Annotated in this window: 20 protein-coding genes; 17 read left to right on the top strand and 3 right to left on the bottom strand. The window is 43.4% G+C overall.

Annotation, left to right across the window (positions count from 1 at the left end; genetic code table 11):
* The first annotated feature begins 184 nt into the window (after window positions 1-184).
* Window positions 185-475 (top strand): PilZ domain-containing protein, encoded by a 291-nt coding sequence (locus K1M91_RS14425; RefSeq protein ID WP_232802748.1) that lies wholly within the window; start codon window positions 185-187, stop codon window positions 473-475.
* A gap of 12 nt (window positions 476-487) precedes the next feature.
* Here K1M91_RS14425 and K1M91_RS14420 read toward each other — a convergent pair whose 3' ends face one another.
* Together K1M91_RS14420 and leuA are read right to left on the bottom strand one after the other, a co-directional pair.
* On the bottom strand, window positions 488-1,462 hold the full coding sequence (locus K1M91_RS14420) for a hypothetical protein (RefSeq protein WP_232802747.1): 975 nt from the start codon (window positions 1,460-1,462) through the stop codon (window positions 488-490).
* Between the two features lie 91 nt (window positions 1,463-1,553).
* Complete coding sequence (gene leuA / locus K1M91_RS14415; protein ID WP_232802746.1) at window positions 1,554-3,116, bottom strand: 2-isopropylmalate synthase; 1,563 nt, start codon at window positions 3,114-3,116, stop codon at window positions 1,554-1,556.
* Between the two features lie 397 nt (window positions 3,117-3,513).
* Here leuA and K1M91_RS14410 point away from each other — a divergent pair, with 397 nt between their 5' ends.
* From K1M91_RS14410 to K1M91_RS14350, 13 genes are all read left to right on the top strand, one after another.
* Entirely contained in the window at window positions 3,514-4,143 is a 630-nt protein-coding gene (locus K1M91_RS14410) for a TetR/AcrR family transcriptional regulator (RefSeq protein ID WP_232802745.1), read from the top strand.
* Between the two features lie 97 nt (window positions 4,144-4,240).
* Entirely contained in the window at window positions 4,241-4,756 is a 516-nt protein-coding gene (locus tag K1M91_RS14405) for a phosphatase PAP2 family protein (RefSeq protein ID WP_232802744.1), read from the top strand.
* 82 nt (window positions 4,757-4,838) lie between these two features.
* On the top strand, window positions 4,839-5,942 hold the full coding sequence (locus K1M91_RS14400; protein ID WP_232802743.1) for an MJ1255/VC2487 family glycosyltransferase: 1,104 nt from the start codon (window positions 4,839-4,841) through the stop codon (window positions 5,940-5,942).
* 654 nt (window positions 5,943-6,596) lie between these two features.
* A complete protein-coding gene (locus K1M91_RS14395; RefSeq protein WP_232802742.1) occupies window positions 6,597-6,752 on the top strand; it encodes a hypothetical protein in 156 nt (51 codons plus the stop codon).
* Window positions 6,753-7,038: 286 nt separating this feature from the next.
* A complete protein-coding gene (locus K1M91_RS14390; protein ID WP_232802741.1) occupies window positions 7,039-8,757 on the top strand; it encodes an acetolactate synthase 3 large subunit in 1,719 nt (572 codons plus the stop codon).
* Window positions 8,757-9,251 (top strand): acetolactate synthase small subunit, encoded by a 495-nt coding sequence (gene ilvN / locus K1M91_RS14385; protein ID WP_232802740.1) that lies wholly within the window; start codon window positions 8,757-8,759, stop codon window positions 9,249-9,251. The genes K1M91_RS14390 and ilvN overlap by 1 nt, the downstream gene beginning before the upstream one ends.
* A 221-nt stretch (window positions 9,252-9,472) precedes the next feature.
* Window positions 9,473-9,682: an envelope stress response protein PspG gene (locus K1M91_RS14380; protein WP_232802739.1), complete on the top strand. Its 210-nt coding sequence runs from the start codon at window positions 9,473-9,475 to the stop codon at window positions 9,680-9,682.
* 68 nt (window positions 9,683-9,750) lie between these two features.
* On the top strand, window positions 9,751-10,206 hold the full coding sequence (locus K1M91_RS14375; protein WP_232802738.1) for a copper chaperone PCu(A)C: 456 nt from the start codon (window positions 9,751-9,753) through the stop codon (window positions 10,204-10,206).
* 9 nt (window positions 10,207-10,215) lie between these two features.
* On the top strand, window positions 10,216-11,214 hold the full coding sequence (locus K1M91_RS14370; RefSeq protein ID WP_232802737.1) for a DUF2333 family protein: 999 nt from the start codon (window positions 10,216-10,218) through the stop codon (window positions 11,212-11,214).
* 135 nt (window positions 11,215-11,349) lie between these two features.
* A complete protein-coding gene (locus tag K1M91_RS14365; RefSeq protein WP_232802736.1) occupies window positions 11,350-12,012 on the top strand; it encodes a TIGR04219 family outer membrane beta-barrel protein in 663 nt (220 codons plus the stop codon).
* Window positions 12,013-12,186: 174 nt separating this feature from the next.
* Window positions 12,187-14,007, top strand: coding sequence for an assimilatory sulfite reductase (NADPH) flavoprotein subunit (locus tag K1M91_RS14360; protein ID WP_232802735.1), 1,821 nt, complete (start codon window positions 12,187-12,189; stop codon window positions 14,005-14,007).
* On the top strand, window positions 14,007-15,737 hold the full coding sequence (gene cysI, locus K1M91_RS14355; RefSeq protein WP_232802734.1) for an assimilatory sulfite reductase (NADPH) hemoprotein subunit: 1,731 nt from the start codon (window positions 14,007-14,009) through the stop codon (window positions 15,735-15,737). The genes K1M91_RS14360 and cysI overlap by 1 nt, the downstream gene beginning before the upstream one ends.
* Window positions 15,730-16,491 (top strand): phosphoadenylyl-sulfate reductase, encoded by a 762-nt coding sequence (locus K1M91_RS14350; RefSeq protein WP_232802733.1) that lies wholly within the window; start codon window positions 15,730-15,732, stop codon window positions 16,489-16,491. Before cysI ends, K1M91_RS14350 begins: the two co-directional genes overlap by 8 nt.
* A gap of 63 nt (window positions 16,492-16,554) precedes the next feature.
* On the opposite strand, the gene K1M91_RS14345 is transcribed toward K1M91_RS14350, so the two are convergent.
* Window positions 16,555-16,797 (bottom strand): hypothetical protein, encoded by a 243-nt coding sequence (locus tag K1M91_RS14345; protein ID WP_232802732.1) that lies wholly within the window; start codon window positions 16,795-16,797, stop codon window positions 16,555-16,557.
* 147 nt (window positions 16,798-16,944) lie between these two features.
* Between K1M91_RS14345 and cysG the strand changes: the two genes are divergently transcribed.
* Genes cysG through cysN form a run of 3 tightly spaced genes read left to right on the top strand, consistent with a single transcriptional unit; the run spans window position 16,945 to window position 20,707 of the window.
* Window positions 16,945-18,354, top strand: a complete 1,410-nt coding sequence (gene cysG / locus K1M91_RS14340) for a siroheme synthase CysG (RefSeq protein ID WP_232802731.1) — start codon at window positions 16,945-16,947, stop codon at window positions 18,352-18,354.
* A gap of 11 nt (window positions 18,355-18,365) precedes the next feature.
* A complete protein-coding gene (cysD, locus tag K1M91_RS14335; RefSeq protein WP_232802730.1) occupies window positions 18,366-19,274 on the top strand; it encodes a sulfate adenylyltransferase subunit CysD in 909 nt (302 codons plus the stop codon).
* A gap of 11 nt (window positions 19,275-19,285) precedes the next feature.
* Complete coding sequence (gene cysN / locus K1M91_RS14330; protein WP_232802729.1) at window positions 19,286-20,707, top strand: sulfate adenylyltransferase subunit CysN; 1,422 nt, start codon at window positions 19,286-19,288, stop codon at window positions 20,705-20,707.
* Window position 20,708: the final 1 nt, after the last annotated feature.

The raw sequence follows: 20,708 nt of genomic DNA, 5'->3' as shown, positions 1-20,708 counted from the left end.
TTACAGCTTACTGTTTATTCTAGTGCGGGCTCAGTGATAGGTTGACTGAGCCCCTTTCGTTGGACTTTTCTTTTACCCTTCTCTCAAAGTTATCGCCTAGGTTTAAATAAACCTTGACCCAAGCTGGGCTGTGCATCATTTTTAGTTAATAACGTATTAATTGTGAGCAGTGTAAGGAGCTAATGTGATTACTCCCATTAATGATCGCCGTGGTTTTCGACGTATGGCGATAGAGTCACCTTTACAGATAGTGTTTAAAGGCCAGACTCGACAAGGTATTTGTTTAGACTTGAGTGCTACAGGGATGTCTATTGAAGTGTCCGAAAGTGAGTTTCAAGTTGGCGATATGATAGAAGTTCATTTAGGTAATGGCACAGCTACTGCGCCACCTTTAAGTGGAGAGGCTAAAATTATCCGAGTGAGTGCTCAGGGTAATAAATACGTGCTTGCCGTTGAGTTGACGGTGATTAAGTAGCTTGATACGAGTTTACTGAGCAGATGCTGGTTTTATGAATTTTTCAACTCGCATTTGTTGTTGTGCAATCGCTACAGCACTCCCATTATCTACCTTTCCTAACAACAGGTTAGCTGGGCCCGTCGGCTCGGCTAGCACATAATCTCTTCCTTGTACTGTCAGTATTTTTTGGTTTCCTTGTTGCGGTAAATCGATGCCGATTAAGGCATGACCGGGTACGATCACCATAATGGTTTCTCTGTTCGGGTAGAGTTGCATCATCGCACTTGCCATTAGGGTTACCTTACTATCACAATCTCCTTGGTTATTGATAAGTAACTGTGCGGGAGGTGAAAAACCTGTGCCTCTTTGAGTTTTGTCTGCGCCTAAAGCTGAGTAAGGGATCGATTGAATAAAGCTGAGCAATAGCTCGATGCCCTCAGCTTCGGTTTTATCGGCTACAAGAGGCTTAAATGCGTTGACGAAGGGGGCGACATCAGCTTGGCTGAGTAATGCTATTGCGGTGTGATTGGGTTTTACGGCCCACTGGTTGGAAAAATTCTTAAATATCTGAAAATGATGTTGCGTCAGGTAATCTTGGTAAGCCTGATTTTGTTGTTGTCGTAGTGCGTTAGTTATTTCTCGTACTTGTTTGGGGTCTGAGCCGGTGATTTGTAATTCGTAGTTGAGGCCAATGCGTTCACGTTTGAGCAATACATCAGTTTTTTTCTGTTGTTGAAACCATTGCATGGCTTGTTGCTGCAATGCTTGTTGCATCAATTTTGGCGAATATCGTTGAAATGTAGTTAACGTAAACTGCGTTTGGCTTATGTCTACTGTAACTTGATGTCGAGTTTGCTCGGCATCGTTCCAAACATAGTGTAACTTTTGGTTTTGTTGGTTAAAGCTCAGTTGTGCGGCTAAAGCTGGAAAACCAAAAAAGCACAGTAAACAAGCAGAGGCAGTCAGCTGATTCAATAATAGCCTTGTTAACTTCCTTTTAGTCATTTTCGCTCCTTAAATTTATTATGCCGCTAATAAAAAAGGGCGCTTTGCGCCCTCATTGAGTAAATTTAAGTGTTGAATTGAAAAGTAAATATTAGACTTGATCGTTAATCTCTAAGCGAGCTTGCTTCTTTTCTTCAACGGCTTGCGCCCTATAAATATGGTTGAAAACATGCACCATGGCTAGGGCTGATGATTCGACGATATCCGTTGCTAGGCCAATACCATGAAATTTTCGGCCTTGATAGCGGGCGACGATATCCACTTTACCTAGTGCATCTTTGCCTTCGCCTTTTGATGAAATTTTATAATCATCAATTGTTACTTCATAGCCAGCAATACGGTTTAAGCATTGATAAACCGCGTCGATTGGACCATTTCCGGTAGCGGCTTCGACAGTATGACCATGCTCACCCGTTTTGAGTTTAACCGTTGCTGTTGCCAGTACACCAGATCCAGATTGAACACTTAAGTAGTCTAAGCTGTAGTGCTCAGGCTCTTCGTGAATGTTATTAAAGAACATCAGCGCTTCAAGGTCGTAATCAAATACTTGGCCTTTTTTGTCGGCCAACTTTAAGAAATCAGCATAAAGCTCATCAAGGTTATAGTCAGCTTCGCCATAACCAAGCTGCTCCATACGGTGCTTGATCACGTGGCGGCCAGAGCGAGACGTGAGATTAAGGTTATTTTGGGTCAGGCCGATGCTTTCTGGGGTGATTATTTCATAGGTATTTTTTGATTTAAGTACACCATCTTGGTGAATACCTGATGAATGTGAAAATGCATTGCCGCCAACTATCGCTTTGTTCGGTTGAATTGGCATATTACACAATTGGCTAACCAATTGGCTGGTACGGTGAATTTCAATTGGCTTGATGTTGGTATGTAACCCTAAATGATCTTTACGCGTATTTAAGATCATCGCGATTTCTTCCAATGAACAGTTGCCGGCTCGTTCGCCGATACCGTTGATAGTACATTCAATTTGTCTTGCGCCATGTTGTACAGCGGCAATAGAGTTAGCCACAGATAGGCCTAAATCATCGTGACAGTGCACAGAAATAACGGCTTGATCGATATTGGGGACGCGATTAAATAACGTTTGGATAATCCCACCAAATTCACTCGGCACTGTGTAGCCTACGGTATCGGGTATATTCACTGTGGTGGCGCCAGCTTTAATTGCGGCTTCTACCATGCGACATAAATTGTCTATGGGCGTCCGGCCAGCATCTTCACATGAAAACTCGACATCAGGCGTGTATTTCTTAGCATGAGTGACGGCTTTAACGGCCATTTCTAATACATCATCAAAGCCGCGACGTAGTTTGTTTTCTACGTGGATGGTCGAGGTTGAGATAAAGGTGTGAATACGAAAGCGCTCGGCAACGCGCAGCGCTTCGCCTGCGGCGTCGATATCTTTGCTTAAGGCGCGAGCTAACGCGCAAGGAATACTGGTGGTTAGCTGCGAGGCGATAGTTTGAACAGACTTGAAATCGCCAGGAGAGGAGATTGGAAAACCCAGTTCCATCACATCAACACCCAAACGCTGCAGTGCTAATGCTATTTGCAGTTTTTCTTTTACAGTTAAGCTTGCTGCAAGGGCTTGCTCACCATCGCGTAAGGTTGTATCGAATATGATCACCTGATCTGTCATTTATCTTTCCTCGTGTCCTTTCTTTGGCCGCCATCATTATGATTCGACCAAGAGAAATACCCTTTAATAGGACTTTTAATTGTTTTATAAAAAATTATATGCTGTTCCAACCCAAGCTATTTGAGTGTCTAATGTACTTGAGCTGGGTTGCTTTGAATCTGACGTCGCTATATATCAACAAGATATGCATTGCGTAAGTATAACTTGAGTACTGGTGGAATGATGATTACTTTTTTTTCTAGGATTAGTCAAGTTGTTGAGATAGTGGCATATCGGTATGTTTGTGTTGATTTATATTTGATGGAGTCACGTTTTGATGATTTTGTTCTATTTTTAATACATGACGCATCACTTATTCGGAGATGACCCTTATATGGCAGCACTAAAGGAACAGTACGTGGCAAAACGTAAGCCGGGACGCCCAGAAGGTGCATCAGACACCAGAGATATGTTATTGCAAAGTGCACGTCATTGCTTTGTTAATGAGGAATACCGTAAGGTCACTACTCGGTCTATTGCAGAGTATGCTGGCACCAATCTCGCGATGATCCATTATTACTTTGGCAACAAAGAGAACCTCTATTTGACTATGTTGTCGGAAACGTTGAAGCCGTTTGATGATGATTTAAAACGTCGATTGGCGGATCCAACTAATAATAGTTTAGCGGGCCTGATACGTGCTTTTTACAAAACCATGGCCCGCTTTCCTGAGTTTCCCCCATTGTTAATGAGGATCATGCAAAATGAGTCGGAAGTTGGCCAAGATTACTTAAAAAGTATTCTCGGTGAGGGAATATTACCGCGATTTAACCGCATGCTGCATGCCTTGCAGCATAATGGAGAAGTTGCCGAAAATGTGGACATAGATAAATTACAAATTGTATTGCTTAGTTTAATGGTTCACCCCTTTGCGATGACGGGATATTTTAATGATCACTTTGGTGGTCAACCGAAATCACAAGATTATATTTCTCTTGGTGAATTTGTTGCTGAGTTTGCTGTTCGCGCGGTACAACAAAAGTCATAACAAAGCCATCACATTGTCATTGTTCTGTCGAGATTTCGTCATGTAAGTGTCACGAGTTGCTTTTATTCTTTATTTAGTCAATAAAGAGGGAAAGTTGATGAAGCTACAACAGATTGCAGATCTTGACTATGCGTTATCAAACTATTGCCTAGCACATAAATTTAACCGCCAAGTGGCGTTTTGTAGCAAAGGTATCTCCCATACTGGTGATGGCCATTTTTATGTTGTTCTTGGTCTATTGCTGCTGTGTTTTGAAGCTGAATTCGGTCCCTCCTTCTTTAAAAGCTGTTTATTGGGCTTTGCCATGCAGCTCCCTGTGTATGTTTTACTAAAACGCACGTTTAAGCGCAGTCGGCCTACTAATTTACCGTGTTTTATTCGTCCTTCAGACCAATACAGTTTGCCGTCTGGACACAGTGCTGCTGCGTTTATGATGGCAAGCCAGTTAGCTTGGTTTTATCCACTAGTGCTGTCATTGGTCTTTATTTGGGCAAGTTGCATTGCTTTGTCGCGAGTATTGTTAGGGGTGCATTTTGTCAGTGATATTATCGCTGGAGCTGGTCTGGGTATGATATTTGCGTATTTATCGTTTGTTTTGACGGGAGCTTTTTAGTGATCACAAACTCTTCCATGAAGGAATGCTTAGGCGTGACTTTTATTTTCTCAACTGATGCTTTAGCAAGGGCAATTTATTAATGCGCATTCTTTACGGCGTTCAAGGGACAGGCAACGGGCATATTACCCGCGCCAGAAAAATGTCACGGGCTTTGGCTGATGTTGGGTTAGAAGTTGATTACCTATTTACTGGCCGTCAATCTGATGCTTATTTTGATATGTTGCCGTTTGGCGAGTATAGGACTAAATCGGGACTAACGTTTAACTCTTCAAATGGAGAGGTTAATCCCGTTAGAACCTTGTTTAATAGTCAACCAAGGCAGTTATGGCGTGATATTAAAGACTTAAATATCAAGGATTATGATTTAGTACTTAATGACTTTGAGCCAGTCTCTGCTTGGGCGGCAAAAAAGCATAATGTGCCTTCCATCGGCTTGTCTCATCAGAATGCTTTTCGCTACCAGGTTCCGAAACAAGGTTATCATTTTGGTAATGCGTTACTAATGAAATACTACGCGCCGACGCAGTTACCAATTGGTGTTCATTGGTATCACTTTGGTTTCCCTATTTTGCCGCCTATTGTTGAAATATTGACAACAGATGTGCAGATAGAAAATAAAATTTTGGTCTATTTGCCTTTTGAGTCGCTAAGTAAGGTGGTTGATCTGTTACGTCGCTTTTCTACCCATGAATTTTATTGTTATCACCCAGATGGCAAAGACATGGATGTTGAAAACGTTCGACTACGTAAGTTATGTCGAGTGGGATTTCAAGCCGACCTTGAAAACTGCTCAGGGGTGATTGCCAACGGTGGCTTTGAGTTGCCTTCAGAGGCCATGCAGATGGGCAAGAAAATGTTACTCAAGCCATTAACTGGTCAGTTTGAACAGCAGAGTAATGTGGCAACCCTAGAAATGATGGGGATAGCGACAAAAATGAATGGATTAGAGCAGTCTGAGATCGCTGCTTGGTTACCAACAGAAAGCGCCGGCAAGGTAAGGTTTCCTGATGTTGCTAAAGCATTGGCGTTGTGGCTCAAAAATGATAGACAAGATAACTTTCAACACCTTGTCGATCGGCTCTGGCAGGCGACCGTGTTCCCGGAAAACGTATTAGATCAATTGCCTGAGCAAAGCTTGAATAAATCAGCGTCTTTGGCATGGGATATCGCACTGCGTGATTAAAACAGACGAAGTATCAACGCAGCGTAAATGCAGTTTAATAGTGTATACCCAATCAACTTGAAGATGCATGTTTCAGAGCACCACGGTGTTTTCAATACTAGGGTCTGTTGATCTTTGCTGGTTAATTTTTGTTCGAGATAAAAGCGTTTTGAGCAAGGCGAGCAGTGTATAGCTTAGCATTCTAAGTAAATACTGCTCAACGATGGGCAAAACGCTTTTAGCCGAATCCGTAGGACAGCGTTTGTTGGGTATTTCTACTGCGTTATCGCCTTTTCGTGTAGCTAGCTACACCACAAAAGCGCTGCCTTGTATAAATACCCAACAATTCGCTGCAAAAATAATCACGAAAGATCAACAGACCCTAGGCACCTTTCAAATTAGCGTAACAACGTAGTGGGAACACGACGGCGCTCCCAAAGGGCAAGTTTTACACGCGTTTATGCTGTGTTATTGATTTTGATAAGGGGAAGCCATTACCTGCAATCAATGCCTTGCCTAAACGCGTGTAAAATCTTGCTGAAATCAAGCCTCTCCAGGTTGATTGGGTATATGCATCAGATTAAATGGTTATAAGCCTTTTACTGAGTACGATGGAAATATCAGCACGCTGTGCCATCATTATATACGCAGGCACTAGTAAACAGGGGGTAGCAGATGCAATTTAGTAATGAAAATGGCGAGACGATGAGCTTAGCTGATAACCTTACATTGCAAGAGTTGCAAGATATGGGGGTGAGCATTTCTATTTCTGAAGAATTAGACCCAAATCATTCAATATGGCTGTCAGAGCCTGAAGTTCCAGATCAGTAAAACGCAAGAATGAAAAGTTAATCTGGCTTGTTTTGCTGATTATCTATACTTTCCTAGGGCTACTTTCTTGTAGCCCTTGCCATATCTAAGCTACTTTCACCGAACACGCATCTTGATTGGAATTTGTGGTTGATAACTTAATCTTGGTTTTTAAAGGGAATTTGGTAAAAAGCGTAGACGTGTAAAGTAAAAAATTATTAAACTGACACACAATCTTATTGCGCCCTTGTGTTTGCAGGGAAGCTGTTATTAATAAAAAACAACCGGAACTCAGCTGGGAGAGCTTATGGAAATGTTATCGGGCGCCGAAATGGTGATCAGATCACTGCAAGACGAAGGTGTGAAGCACATCTTTGGCTACCCTGGTGGATCAGTATTGGATATTTATGATGCATTATTCCAATGCAGTGACATTGAACACTTTTTAGTACGTCATGAGCAAGCCGCAGTGCATATGGCTGATGGCTACACACGCGCCACAGGAAAAGTCGGGTGTGTATTAGTTACATCTGGTCCAGGTGCTACTAACTGTATTACAGGTATCGCGACAGCTTATATGGATTCGATTCCTATGGTGGTGCTATCGGGTCAGGTTCCGACCAATTTTATTGGTGATGATGCGTTTCAAGAAACAGACATGATTGGTGTTTCGCGCCCTGTGGTTAAACACAGTTTTTTATGTAAAAAAGCCGAAGATATTCCGATTGCGATAAAAAAAGCATTTTATTTAGCTGCCAGCGGTCGCCCCGGCCCGGTGGTGGTAGATTTACCAAAAGATGTGCAAAACCCGAAGTTAAAGTTTCCTTATCAATACCCTGAAGCGGTGCATATGCGTTCGTACAACCCAACGCTAAGTGGTCATAAAGGGCAAATTAAGCGTGCGGTTAAAGCCTTAATGGCGGCGAAACGCCCTGTACTGTATGTCGGTGGCGGTGCGATAAATGCCAATGCGTCGGCTGATGTTATTCATTTAGCAGAGCAATGTAATCTACCTGTAGCCACAACGCTGATGGGACTTGGTGCCTTCCCTGGTACGCACAAGCAATCTATTGGTATGTTGGGAATGCATGGTACTTATGAAGCCAATATGTCGATGCATAATGCGGACTTAATCTTTGCAGTAGGCGCACGCTTTGATGATCGTGTCACTAATGCAGTAGATAAATTCTGTCCTAATGCGACTATCATGCACATCGACATAGACCCGACCTCGATTTCAAAAATCATTAATGCCGATATTCCTATTGTTGGTTCAATTGAAGTGGTGCTGGGCCAAATGCAAACCATGATTGCTGAAATGGATGCATTAAAAGAGCAAGAAGATTTGTCGGCTTGGTGGCAACTAATTAATACTTGGCGTGAACGAGAGTGCTTGGTTTATGAGAAATCAGATACAGTGATCAAGCCACAGCAAGTCATTGAAGCTCTTTATAAAGTAACTAAAGGAGATGCGATTGTCACTTCTGACGTAGGTCAGCATCAAATGTTTGGCGCACTTTATTACCCATTTAAGAAGCCTCGTCAGTGGATCAATTCTGGTGGCCTAGGCACCATGGGCTTTGGCTTTCCGGCTGCAATGGGATGCAAGGTCGCTTTACCTGATGAAGAAGTGGTGTGTATTACTGGTGATGGCTCAATTCAAATGAATATCCAAGAGCTATCCACTTGTATGCAATACAATATTCCGGTGAAAATTGTGTCACTAAACAACCGTTCCTTAGGCATGGTTAAGCAATGGCAAAAAATGTTTTACGAAGGTCGCCAGTCTCACTCCTACATGGATTCAGTGCCAGATTTTGTCAAGCTGGCAGAGGCTTACCATCATGTTGGTATTCGGGTCGACAAACCAGAAGATTTAGAGCCAGCACTTGAGAAAGCCTTTGCCATGAAAGACCGCTTGGTATTTTTGGATATAGCGGTGGATCCGGAAGAGCACGTGTATCCGATGCAAGTGAAATTTGGCAGCATGCAAGATATGTTTTTAAGTAAAACGGAGAGAACCTAATGCGCAGTATCCTTTCTATCTTAATTGAAAACGAAGCCGGCGCATTATCTCGAGTCGTTGGCCTGTTTTCGCAACGTGGCTATAATATTGAATCGTTAACGGTAGCGGTAACGGATGATCCCACTCTATCGCGAATGACGATTACAACCCATGCTGATGAGCGAAAAATTGAGCAAATTTTAAAACAGTTACACAAGCTGGTGGATGTACTCAAAGTATCGGAATTAACAGATGGTCCACATGTTGAGCGTGAATTAATGTTGGTGAAAGTGAAAGCCAGCGGCACTAAGCGTGATGAAGTGAAACGCAATGCAGATATTTTCCGTGGTCAGATAGTGGATGTCACGCAGAGCCAGTATACGGTTCAGCTAAGTGGTACCACAGACAAGCTAGACGCATTTATTGCTGCATTGGGTGAAGCAACTGAAATTATTGAAGTCGTTCGCTCTGGAGTGTGTGGCATCGCACGCGGGGAGCGTTCGTTGCGTCCTTAGCGACCAGGTTATTCAATTTGCACTTCGTTTAAAACCAGACTTGTTCTGGTTTTTTTGTGGCTAAAATGACGAACTATTGTGGTGAAATCTATCACTGTTTAATGTTGTGGATTGGGTTTATGGTTTTTATTCTTTAAATACATGAGGTTAGTGTGTTGTAAAACTGGCATAAACCTTGATTAACTCAAACTAGCATTTTTGGATTATTTAAAGGTGATGTTATGTTTGAATTAATATTTGTGTTGCTCATGTTAGGAGCGATGGCGTTGACAGGTTTTACCTTAGTGGGTTGTATTGTGGTGGTTTGTATTGCCGCGGTGTTATTGCTGGTTTTTGGCGCAATTGGCATATTAATCCAATGGGCGCCATGGATTTTGGCTGCGGCTATTATCTATTGGTTAGTGAGTGATAAACGTTGTAATCAAAGCTAGTACGTTGCAGTTCAACTGGCTTTAGATTAAATTGATGCTATCTAAGTGGTTACATTAAGGATTTAAATTTGAAAAAGTTTTTTGTATTGGCTGGTTTAGGGCTAGCCTTATTAAGCGGTGCATCGCAAGCTGAGATCATGGTCGATGGTGCATATGTGCGAGCGACACCGCCGAACGTGCAAAACAGTGCGGCTTTTTTACAATTAATGAATCACTCAAACGAGCTCGCTACACTGGTTTCGGCTAAGAGTGACATTGCAGAAAAGGTTGAGTTACACAACCATATTATGGCTGATGGCATGATGAAGATGCGTCAAGTAGATGGTATAGAAATCAACGCGATGGAAACTGTATCACTGCAGCCAGGTGGGTACCATATTATGTTAATGGGCTTAAAACAGCCTTTGACCGAAGGACAAGAGGTTAGCTTTACCTTAGGTTTTTCGTCGGGTGAGCAAGTCTCTTTTGTTGCGCCAGTGAAATCAGTTAAGGGTGATAAACCTAAAATGAAACATAACCATTAAGGCCTATCTATGGAAAATTTTACCGCAAAACGTGTGCTGGGTATTTTTCTCGTTCTCTTTTTTTTGGGTTATGGTACATCTGTGTACTGGGGACTTGAGCCCGATGTGATGGATATATCGGAATTGGTGGTTAAGTCAAAAGATGAGGCTGCTAAGGAGGGTAAAAAGCTTGTCGTGGGTTACACCACCACAACAACACTGATCACCGTTGCAGAAACCTTGCTTGATAAACCCGGTGGCTATTTGAGTAATGATGTTATACCGCCGAGTCTCTTAATGGATAACATGCCTGCGTGGGAGCTTGGGGTGTTAGAGCAAGTGCGCGATTTATCATTGATTATGCGCAAGGACTTTAGTCGCTCACAAAGTCAATCGATGGAAGATAAAGATCTAAAAGTCGCTCAGCCAAAGTTTAATATTGATAGTAAAAGTTGGCATTTACCCAGTGCAGAAGCCGAGTACCGTGAAGCGATTAAAGCAATTTATAGCTATCGGACTCGTTTAGCAGATCCTAATCAACCTGATGCACAATTTTATGCTCGGGCAGATAATTTGGCCGCTTGGTTAAAAGAGGTGCAAAGTCGCTTGGGTAGCTTATCGCAGAAACTGAGTTCAAGTGTTGGTCGCCATGCGATTAATGATGGCCTAGCTGGTGATTCTGCCGCACAGCAGTCAACTTATACCCCAGAAGAAGAGTTGATTAAGACGTCTTGGTTCTTAACAGATGATGTATTTTATGAGGCTCGCGGAGCAAGTTGGGCGCTATTGCACTTTATGAAAGCCATTGAGGTTGATTTTAAAGGTGTACTTGAGAAGAAAAATGCCAGTGTGAGCGTACGCCAAATCATTAGAGAGTTGGAAGAAACGCAAGAAACCGTATGGAGTCCAATGATATTAAATGGCAGTGGCTTTGGTCTAATGGCGAATCACTCTTTAGTGATGGCGAATTATATTTCACGCGCTAATGCTGCGGTGATCGATTTATCTGAGCTACTTAATAAGGGCTAGTTAGACGAAACAAATTGTTAGTAAGCTGAACCTTGGCTTAATCATTCTCAAAAACAATGGCAATCAAGGAATACCTTGATTGCCATTGTTTTTTTAGCGGCTACAATACTCGCCTAACTATAAAGGTGTCTTAAAATGAAAAAATATCTTGCAGCAACTCTATTTACTTTAGCGATCAGTCATTCCGCATCAGCAGATGATTGGGGCATTTTTGCGGGAGTGGATATCGCTAAACCCGTTACCGATGGTAAGCTTGATAGCGATTCTCTTAGTTTGAAAAATGATTGGCGTGGAAGTGGTTATGTGGCCATTGAACACGGTATTATTTTATTACCTAATGTGAAATTCGCCTACACGAATTTAGACAGTAAAGGCTCTTCAAGTACCAGTGATGTAACGCTAGACATGAGTAGTTTTGATACCATTTTATATTACCAGTTATTTGATAATGGCTTATTCGAGGCAGATCTTGGTTTAAATGTAAAATACATCAGCGGCGATTTGCATACTTTATCTAACAATCATTTTAACAGTACGATCCCACAAGCTTACGGTGCCGCAAAGTTTCACATACCAAATACTGGCCTAAGTGTGTTCACTGATGTGACTGCGGGCTCTGTAACCGATGATGAAGTGGTGGATGCTTTGATTGGCGTGAGTTATGCGTTTAACCCTGAAGGTTTAACTAAAGTTAACTTACGTGGTGGCTATCGTTACCAAGAAGTTAAACTAAAAGATGACGTTAAACTGAACACTGAGTACGACGGTATCTTTGTTGGTGTTGAAGTTAACTTCTAAACGCGTTTTTTGTTAACTGCTTGTCAAGGGGGGCTTTCTCCCCTTAAATTCAATTATTAGCTGCTCTCTCCTTATTCCTTTTTCTTATAAAAAATCCCTATTTATTCTTTGTTGTTATTCTTTCCACCCAGTAAACTGTCTGCAATTCATTTTGGGATAGTGGAAATCTTAGGCATGCTGTTAAAGGAACTCTCTTCATTAACCAGCCCTTTGTCTGACTTACAGCTTAATCAGCTGCAACAGGCAATCGCTGAGTTAAATCCAAATCAACTCGCTTGGGTGAGTGGATATCTTTCGGGTATTAGTCAAGGTGGTGCTGTTGTTGCAACGGGTGCCGTGAGTGCTGCAGCCGTTAGCGCCGCACCTGCTGGCCAGTTGACTGTGCTATTTGGCTCGCAAACAGGCAATTCTAAAGGCGTTGCCGAAGAGCTGGCCGCAGCGGCCAAGGCGCAAGGGCTACCAGTTCAAGTTAAATCAATGGCCAACTACAAGGCAAAAGATTTAAAAACGGAAACCCACCTCATCATCGTGGTCAGTACCAATGGTGAAGGTGAAGCGCCTGATGATGCGATAGAGCTTCATGAACTACTAGGCTCTAAAAAAGCACCGAAGTTACCTGAACTTAATTACGCGGTGCTGGCATTAGGTGACTCTAGTTACGAGTTTTTCTGTCAAACCGGTAAAGATTTTGATGAACGTTTAGCAGCAACTGGTGCGCAGAGTTTCCTTGAGCGTCTTGACTGCGACGTTGATTACGAAGCGCCAGCTAAAGAGTGGGGTGATAAAGCACTTAAGTTAGTCTCTGAAACGTTAGTGACTAGCGCTCAAACAGCTCCGGCTGCACAGGTATTCGCTGCGCCAGCGCCGCTTACCGCGAGCCAATACGATAAGAAAAACCCGTATACAGCAACCTTAGCAACCAATCAAAAAATCACGGGGCGTAATTCGCAAAAAGATGTTCGCCACTTTGAGATTTCTCTTGAAGATTCAGGCATTCAATATCGTGCCGGTGATGCGTTGGGTGTTTGGTTTGAAAATGACAGCGAATTAGTTGACCAAGTGGTTAAACAAGTCGGCCTTAGCGGTGATGAACAAGTTGAGGTTGATGGCGAGAAGGTATCACTACGCCAAGCCTTGATTAGCCATTATGAGTTAACCCAGTCATACCCTGGATTTGTGGAGAAATACGCCGAAATTTCAGGTAGTAAAAAGCTAGCGAAAATCGCAGCCGATAAAGCACAAGCGCGTGAATACGCTAATAGCCACCAAATTCTTGATATTTTAGCGGTGAAGAAAAATGTTTCGCTAACAGCGGAGCAACTTATCGCAATGTTACGCCGTATTACGCCGCGCTTATATTCAATTGCTTCCAGCCAAGCGGAAGTGGATGAAGAAGTTCACTTAACTGTTGGCATGGTTGAGTTTGAGAACGAGCAGGGCGAGCCTCGCAGCGGCGGTGCAACAGGCTTTTTGAAACGTCTTGAAGAAGGCGGCGAAGTGAAAGTGTTTGTCGAGCACAATGATAACTTCCGTTTACCAGCTAACCCTGAAACCCCAGTGATCATGGTGGGGCCTGGTACAGGCGTGGCACCATTTAGAGCCTTTATGCAAGAGCGTGATGCTCAAAGCGCGGGTGGTAAAAACTGGATGTTCTTTGGCGACCAAACCTTCACAGAAGATTTCCTATACCAAGTGGAATGGCGTGGTTACCTAGATTCAGGCCTGTTGACTAAGATGGATGTGGCTTTCTCTCGTGACCAAGAAGAAAAGGTTTATGTTCAGCACCGTTTATTAGAAAACGCTGCGCAAGTTTACCAATGGCTTGAAGACGGCGCCCATTTCTATATTTGTGGTGATGCCAATCGCATGGCTAAAGATGTCAACGATGCATTAGTTAAAATAGTACAAGAGCAAGGTAAGAAGAGCTTCGAAGAAGCTGAAGAATACGTAAGTGAGTTACGTCGTGCCAAGCGTTATCAGAGGGATGTTTACTAATGAGCTATCAGCCAAAACCCAGTCCAGACAATAGCCTTGATGGACGCGCGTTATCAGACAACGAACGCATTAAAACCGAAAGTGATTTTTTACGCGGCACCATTGCCGAAGCACTAGATGACCAAGTGTATGGTGGTTTTAGTCCAGACGATATTCAGCTAATCAAGTTCCATGGTCTATACCAGCAAGATGACCGTGACTTACGTGGCGAGCGTAAAAAGCAGAAATTAGACCCACGTCATAGTTTCTTATTACGCGCCCGTATGCCGGGTGGTATTTGTACGCCAGAGCAATGGCTACAAATTGATAAGTACGCGCAAGAGCGCACCATGGTAGGCAGTATTCGTTTAACAACGCGTCAAACCTTTCAATACCACGGCATTTTAAAGCGTAACTTACGGCCGATTTTCCAAGGCCTAGACGAAGTTGGTATTGACTCTATCTTTACTGCTGGTGACGTAAACCGTAATACCTTATGTACGTCTAACCCAGTGGAATCTGAATTCCATGCCGAGATGTACGAGCTGGCAAAACAAACCAGTGAGCACTTTCTACCAAATACCAAGGGCTTTGCTGACCTTTGGTTAAACGGTGAAAAAGTAGCGAGTAACGAAGCTGAAAGTGAGCCACTTTACTCAAATGTTTACTTACCACGTAAGTTTAAAATTGCTTTTGTTATGCCGCCGCAAAACGACATCGACGTACATGCAAACGATATTAGCTTCGTTGCTATCGTACGTGATGGCGAGTTAGTGGGTTACAACGTGTTAGTGGGCGCGGGTCTTGGCCATACTCACGGCGATAAGCGAACGCACCCGCGTAAAGCTGATGACTTTGGTTTTATTGCCAAAAATGATGTGATTGCGATTGCTGAGGCGATTGTGACAGTACAGCGTGACTGGGGTAACCGTTGCGATCGTCATTTGTCAAAAACCAAATACACCATCGAGCGTGTGGGCGTAGAAGCGTTTAAAGCTGAAGTTGAAGGCCGCAGTGGCATCAAGTTTGCGCCAAGTGAAGACTACAAGTTTGAATACCGCGGCGATCGCATTGGTTGGATCAAAGGTATCGATAACAAATGGCATCTGACTCTGTTTATCGAAAACGGCCGTATACTGGACTTCCCTGGCAAGCCGTTAAAAACCGGTATGCGTGAAATAGCAAAAGTACACAAAGGTGACTTCCGTTTAACCGCTAACCAAAATTTAATTATTGCTGGTGTCGCTGAAAAAGATAAAGCGCAAATAGAGCAGTTAGCCGTTGAGCATGGTTTGAAAACCGAAGATTTAAGCAAACAGCGCGAAAACTCAATGGCGTGTGTATCGTTTCCAACGTGTCCTTTAGCAATGGCAGAAGCAGAGCGTTATCTACCGGGGCTAGTGACTCAAGTTGAAGGCATGCTTGATAAATACGGGGTTGCAGATGAGCATTTAGTGCTTCGTATTACCGGTTGTCCAAATGGTTGTGGCCGCGCCGCGCTGGCAGAATTTGGTTTAGTAGGAAAAGGCCCTGGTCGCTACAATATTTTATTGGGCGGTAATCGCGAAGGGACACGTATTCCAAAAACCTACTTGGAAAATGCGGACGAAACACAAATTCTAGATGAGCTTGATAGTTTGATAGGTCGCTGGGCAACTGAACGCAATCCAAATGAAGGATTTGGTGATTTTACTGTTCGCTCCGGCATTGTTGAAGAAGTAGTAGTAGCTTCACGGGATTTTTATGCCTAATTTGAATTTAGCAGAGTTACTTAAGCTTAATGCTGCAGAGCGTGTTTTAGCGTTGGCCGAGGTGAATGCTGAGCTTGAGACGATGACTGCTGTTGAACGCATTCAATGGGCGTTTGAAAACTTAGACGGTGAGTTTGCCTTATCTTCTAGTTTTGGTATTCAAGCGGCAGTGTCATTGCACATGGTCAGTTCACAACGTGCGGATGTGCCAGTGATCTTAACGGACACTGGCTACTTGTTCCCTGAAACGTACCAATTTATTGATGAGCTAACTGAGCGTTTGGGCCTCAACCTTAAAGTGTATCGCGCAGCGCAAAGTGCCGCTTGGCAAGAAGCGCGTTACGGTAAACTTTGGGAGCAAGGTGTTGAAGGCTTAACGCGTTATAACCAGATCAATAAAGTAGAGCCCATGAAGCGTGCGATTAGCGAACTTAAAGTAAAAACTTGGTTCTCTGGTTTACGCCGTTCGCAATCGTCAAGCCGAGAAGGGCTACCTGTGCTGAGTGTACAAAACGGTTGCTTTAAGTTTTTACCAATTATTGACTGGACCAACAAAGACGTTCATTACTACCTAAAAGACTTTGATTTGCCATATCATCCACTATGGGATCAAGGTTATGTGTCGGTTGGCGATGTACAAACATCACGTCCACTAGAAGTGGGGATGAGTGAAGAAGATACTCGCTTCTTTGGCTTAAAACGTGAATGTGGTCTACATGAAGCAGACATTGAAGTTGATGGTAGCGGTATTTAATCAACTAATTGACTAAAAAGCGCCTTAGGGCGCTTTTTTATTGCGCAGTAAATGACGACCCGGTTATTGTGATTTTATTTGCAGTACAATGGCTCGGATAAAAGCTAAAATTAGCAGCGCGATCAACATCAACGCCCACTGAAATGGCCAAGTAATGGGCTCAAAGTGCATGAGCAAGCCAACAATGAAAGCCGAGCCGCCGACGGCAAACGACCAGCCTTTCAAACGACACAGTTCCATGAGTAGCATAAACAGCGAAAAAGCGAGCCAATGCCATTGATTTACATGGTATAACAAGTCTTGCACAGGTAATATCCTCTATCATAAAACGGCACCTGATTATAAAAAGAAGTATTTTTATTCCTTTATGGAATAAAGAAGACCTTTATATTATTTTACGGGATATAGATCTCAATTTATAGTTGCACGAATTAAAGCAGTAAGGACGTCTATATGGATTATTTGCCTATTTTCACTAAGCTTGAGCAACGCCAATGCCTTGTTATAGGTGGCGGTGAAGTGGCTGTTAGAAAAGTGCGCTTTTTATTAAAGGCGGGGGCAAAAGTCACGGTACATTCTCCAGTATTTTGCGATGAGCTATTAGGCTTAGAGAATGGCAACCTATCCTTAGTAACACAAGCTTATACTGCCGCATCATTGCAGGGCGTTTGGCTAGTGATTGCTGCGACAGATAATCGCGCAGTGAACCAACAAGTGGCACAAGATGCCGAACAGTTGGGGATCTTTGCTAATGTGGTGGATGCACCTGAGTTAGGCTCGTTCATTATGCCCTCAATTGTGGATCGTTCGCCGATTATCGTGGCGGTTTCAAGTGGTGGAAATACGCCTGTATTAGCCAGACTTGTTCGCGCTAAATTAGAAGCGGTATTACCAAACTATTTAGGCCCACTAGCGCGTTTGGCCGGCGAGTTTCGTCATAAAGTGCAAAAATTGTTGCCCACAGTAGAAAGTCGCCGACGTTATTGGGAACAAATATTCAATGCGGGTGAAGTGGCCAGCTTGTTGGATAAAGGTAAACAAGATCAAGCTCGTGAGGTGATGACAGAGCAGTTATCAGATTTTAACCCGAAAGGGGAAGTGGCATTGGTCGGTGCTGGGCCTGGTGATCCATCTTTAATCACATTGAAAGCCTTACAATTGATGCAACAAGCTGATGTTGTTTTATATGATCAGCTTGTATCTGAGGAAACGCTATCATTAGTGCGACGCGATGCAAAGTTAGTGAATGTTGGTAAAGAAGCTGGCCGACATAGTGTGATCCAAGAAACCACTAATGAATTACTAGTGAAATACGCGCAGCAAGGTAATAAAGTCGTTCGCTTAAAAGGGGGGGACCCGTTTATCTTTGGTCGAGGTGGTGAAGAGTTAGAAGTACTGGTTGAACACGGCATTGACTTTCAAGTCGTACCTGGGGTTACCGCCGCATCGGGCTGTGCCAGTTATGCTGGCATCCCCCTAACGCATCGAGATCATGCTCAGTCAGTGGTTTTTGTGACAGGGCATTGTAAAGAGCAAGGCCAGCCGATTGATTGGTCTTCTTTAGCGCGACCGCATCAAACCACTGTGTTTTATATGGGCTTGATGCAATCGGAAAAAATTAAACAAAACTTAATGTTGAACGGACGTAGTGGTGAAACACCTGTCGCGATTGTGTCTAAAGGCACACGTACGGATCAGCATGTAATTACGGGGCAACTTGCACAGTTGGCTGACATGGCTCAAGGGGTGAAACCGCCTGCTTTGATCATCGTTGGTGAAGTGGTGAGTTTGGCTGACAAGCTGACTTGGTTTGGTGAACAAGCACCAACACCATATGCCCAATCTTTAGTTAATCTTGCCTAACGGAGTAGAAAATGGACCAACAAAGGTTAACACACCTTAAGCAGTTGGAAGCTGAGAGTATCCACATTATTCGTGAAGTGGCTGCCGAGTTTGACAACCCTGTGATGATGTACTCAATCGGTAAAGATTCATCAGTGATGCTGCATCTTGCCCGTAAAGCCTTTTATCCAGGTAAGATCCCGTTCCCGCTGTTGCACGTGGATACTACGTGGAAATTCAAAGAAATGATTGAGTTTCGCGATCGCACCGCAGAGAAGTACGGCTTTGACCTGTTAGTTCATAAAAACCCTGAAGGGTTAGCAATGAACATAAACCCTTTCGTGCACGGTAGCTCCAAGCATACCGATATCATGAAAACCCAAGGCTTAAAGCAAGCTTTAAATCACTATAAGTTTGATGCCGCATTTGGTGGCGCTCGCCGTGATGAAGAAAAATCACGCGCCAAGGAGCGAGTGTACTCATTCCGTGATAAGAACCATCGTTGGGATCCAAAAAACCAACGTCCTGAATTGTGGCGTACTTATAATGGCCAAGTAAACAAAGGTGAAAGTATTCGTGTTTTCCCATTGTCGAATTGGACCGAGCTGGACATCTGGCAATACATCTACTTAGAAAACATCGAAATCGTACCACTTTACTTGGCTGAAGAGCGCCCAGTGGTTGAACGTGACGGTACTTTAATTATGGTTGACGATGAGCGCATGCCATTAGAGCCTGGTGAAGTGCCTGAAATGAAGAAAGTACGCTTTCGTACCCTTGGCTGTTACCCACTAACGGGCGCCATTGAGTCAGAAGCGGGCTCGTTAACTGAAATCATCGAAGAAATGCTACTGGCGAAAACCAGTGAGCGTCAAGGTCGACTTATCGACAGTGACCAATCGGCATCGATGGAGCTGAAAAAGCGCGAAGGTTATTTCTAAGGGATCAGAATATGAATACGGTAATTGCAGAAGAAATCGGCAGTGTTGGTATTGAAGAATATTTAAACCAACAACAAAACAAAAGTTTATTACGTTTATTAACTTGTGGCAGCGTGGATGACGGTAAAAGCACCTTAATTGGCCGTCTGCTACACGACAGTGCGCAAATTTATGAAGATCAGTTAGCATCGCTACACACTGATAGCCAAAAAATGGGCACCACAGGTGAAGAGCTAGACTTAGCGCTACTGGTTGATGGTCTCGCGGCTGAGCGTGAACAAGGTATCACCATTGATGTTGCCTACCGTTACTTTTCAACGGCTAAGCGTAAGTTCATTATTGCTGACACCCCTGGACATGAGCAGTACACGCGTAACATGGCAACGGGTGCATCAACCTGTGAACTGGCCGTTATCTTAGTGGATGCACGTTACGGCGTGTTAACACAGACTAAACGTCACAGCTTTATTGCTTCTTTACTTGGTATTAAGCACTTTGTGGTAGCGATCAACAAGATGGACTTAGTTGATTTCTCAGAAGCGCGTTATGAAGAAATTAAAGCAAGCTATTTAGCGTTTGCAGAAGGTTTAGGTGAGCGTGACATTAAATTTGTACCGCTGTCTGCGCTTAAAGGTGACAATGTAGTAAGTCAAAGCCCAGCGATGCCTTGGTACCAAGATGCGCCATTATTGAGCATTTTAGAAGATGTACAAGTACAAGGTGAGTTGGTTGCACAAGACTTCCGTTTCCCGGTGCAGTATGTGAATCGTCCAAACCTTAACTTCCGTGGCTTTGCGGGTACGGTTTCAAGTGGCACGATAGCTAAAGGTGATGCGGTTACCGCTCTGCCTTCAGGTAAAAAATCAACAGTTAAGTCGATTGTAACGTTTGATGGTGAGCTAGATTCGGCATTTGCCGGTCAAGCAGTCACTATCACTTTAAATGACGAAATCGATATTAGTCGTGGTGATGTGATTGTTAAAACTGGCGCTGAAGCTGAATTAAGTAATGCGTTTGAAGCGAACTTGGTTTGGATGGCGGATGATGCCATGGTTCCCGGTCGTCAATATGACTTTAAACTGGCCAGTAAGAAAACCCCTGGTTACATCGAAAGTATTGCTTACAAAGTTGATGTTAATACCTTAGAGAAGTCGGATGCGAGCCAACTTGAGCTAAACGAGATAGCTTCTTGTACTGTTCACCTTGAAGAGCAAGTGGCATTTGATTTGTATCAAGACGTAAGGGACACCGGTGGTTTTATTGTCATTGACCGTTTAACCAATGTTACCGTTGGTGCTGGTATGATCACTAAATCAGCGACAGCGAAAGAGCAAAATCACGAGTTCAGTGAATTTGAGCTTGAGTTTAACTCATTGGTGCGTAAACACTTCCCACATTGGCAAGCGTTAGATATCAGTAAGTTAGCGGAGTAAT

This window comes from Motilimonas sp. E26, assembly GCF_021278025.1.
In the GTDB taxonomy this organism is placed as follows: domain Bacteria; phylum Pseudomonadota; class Gammaproteobacteria; order Enterobacterales; family CBDFNC01; genus Motilimonas.
This window is presented reverse-complemented; position numbering and strand designations above follow the sequence as displayed.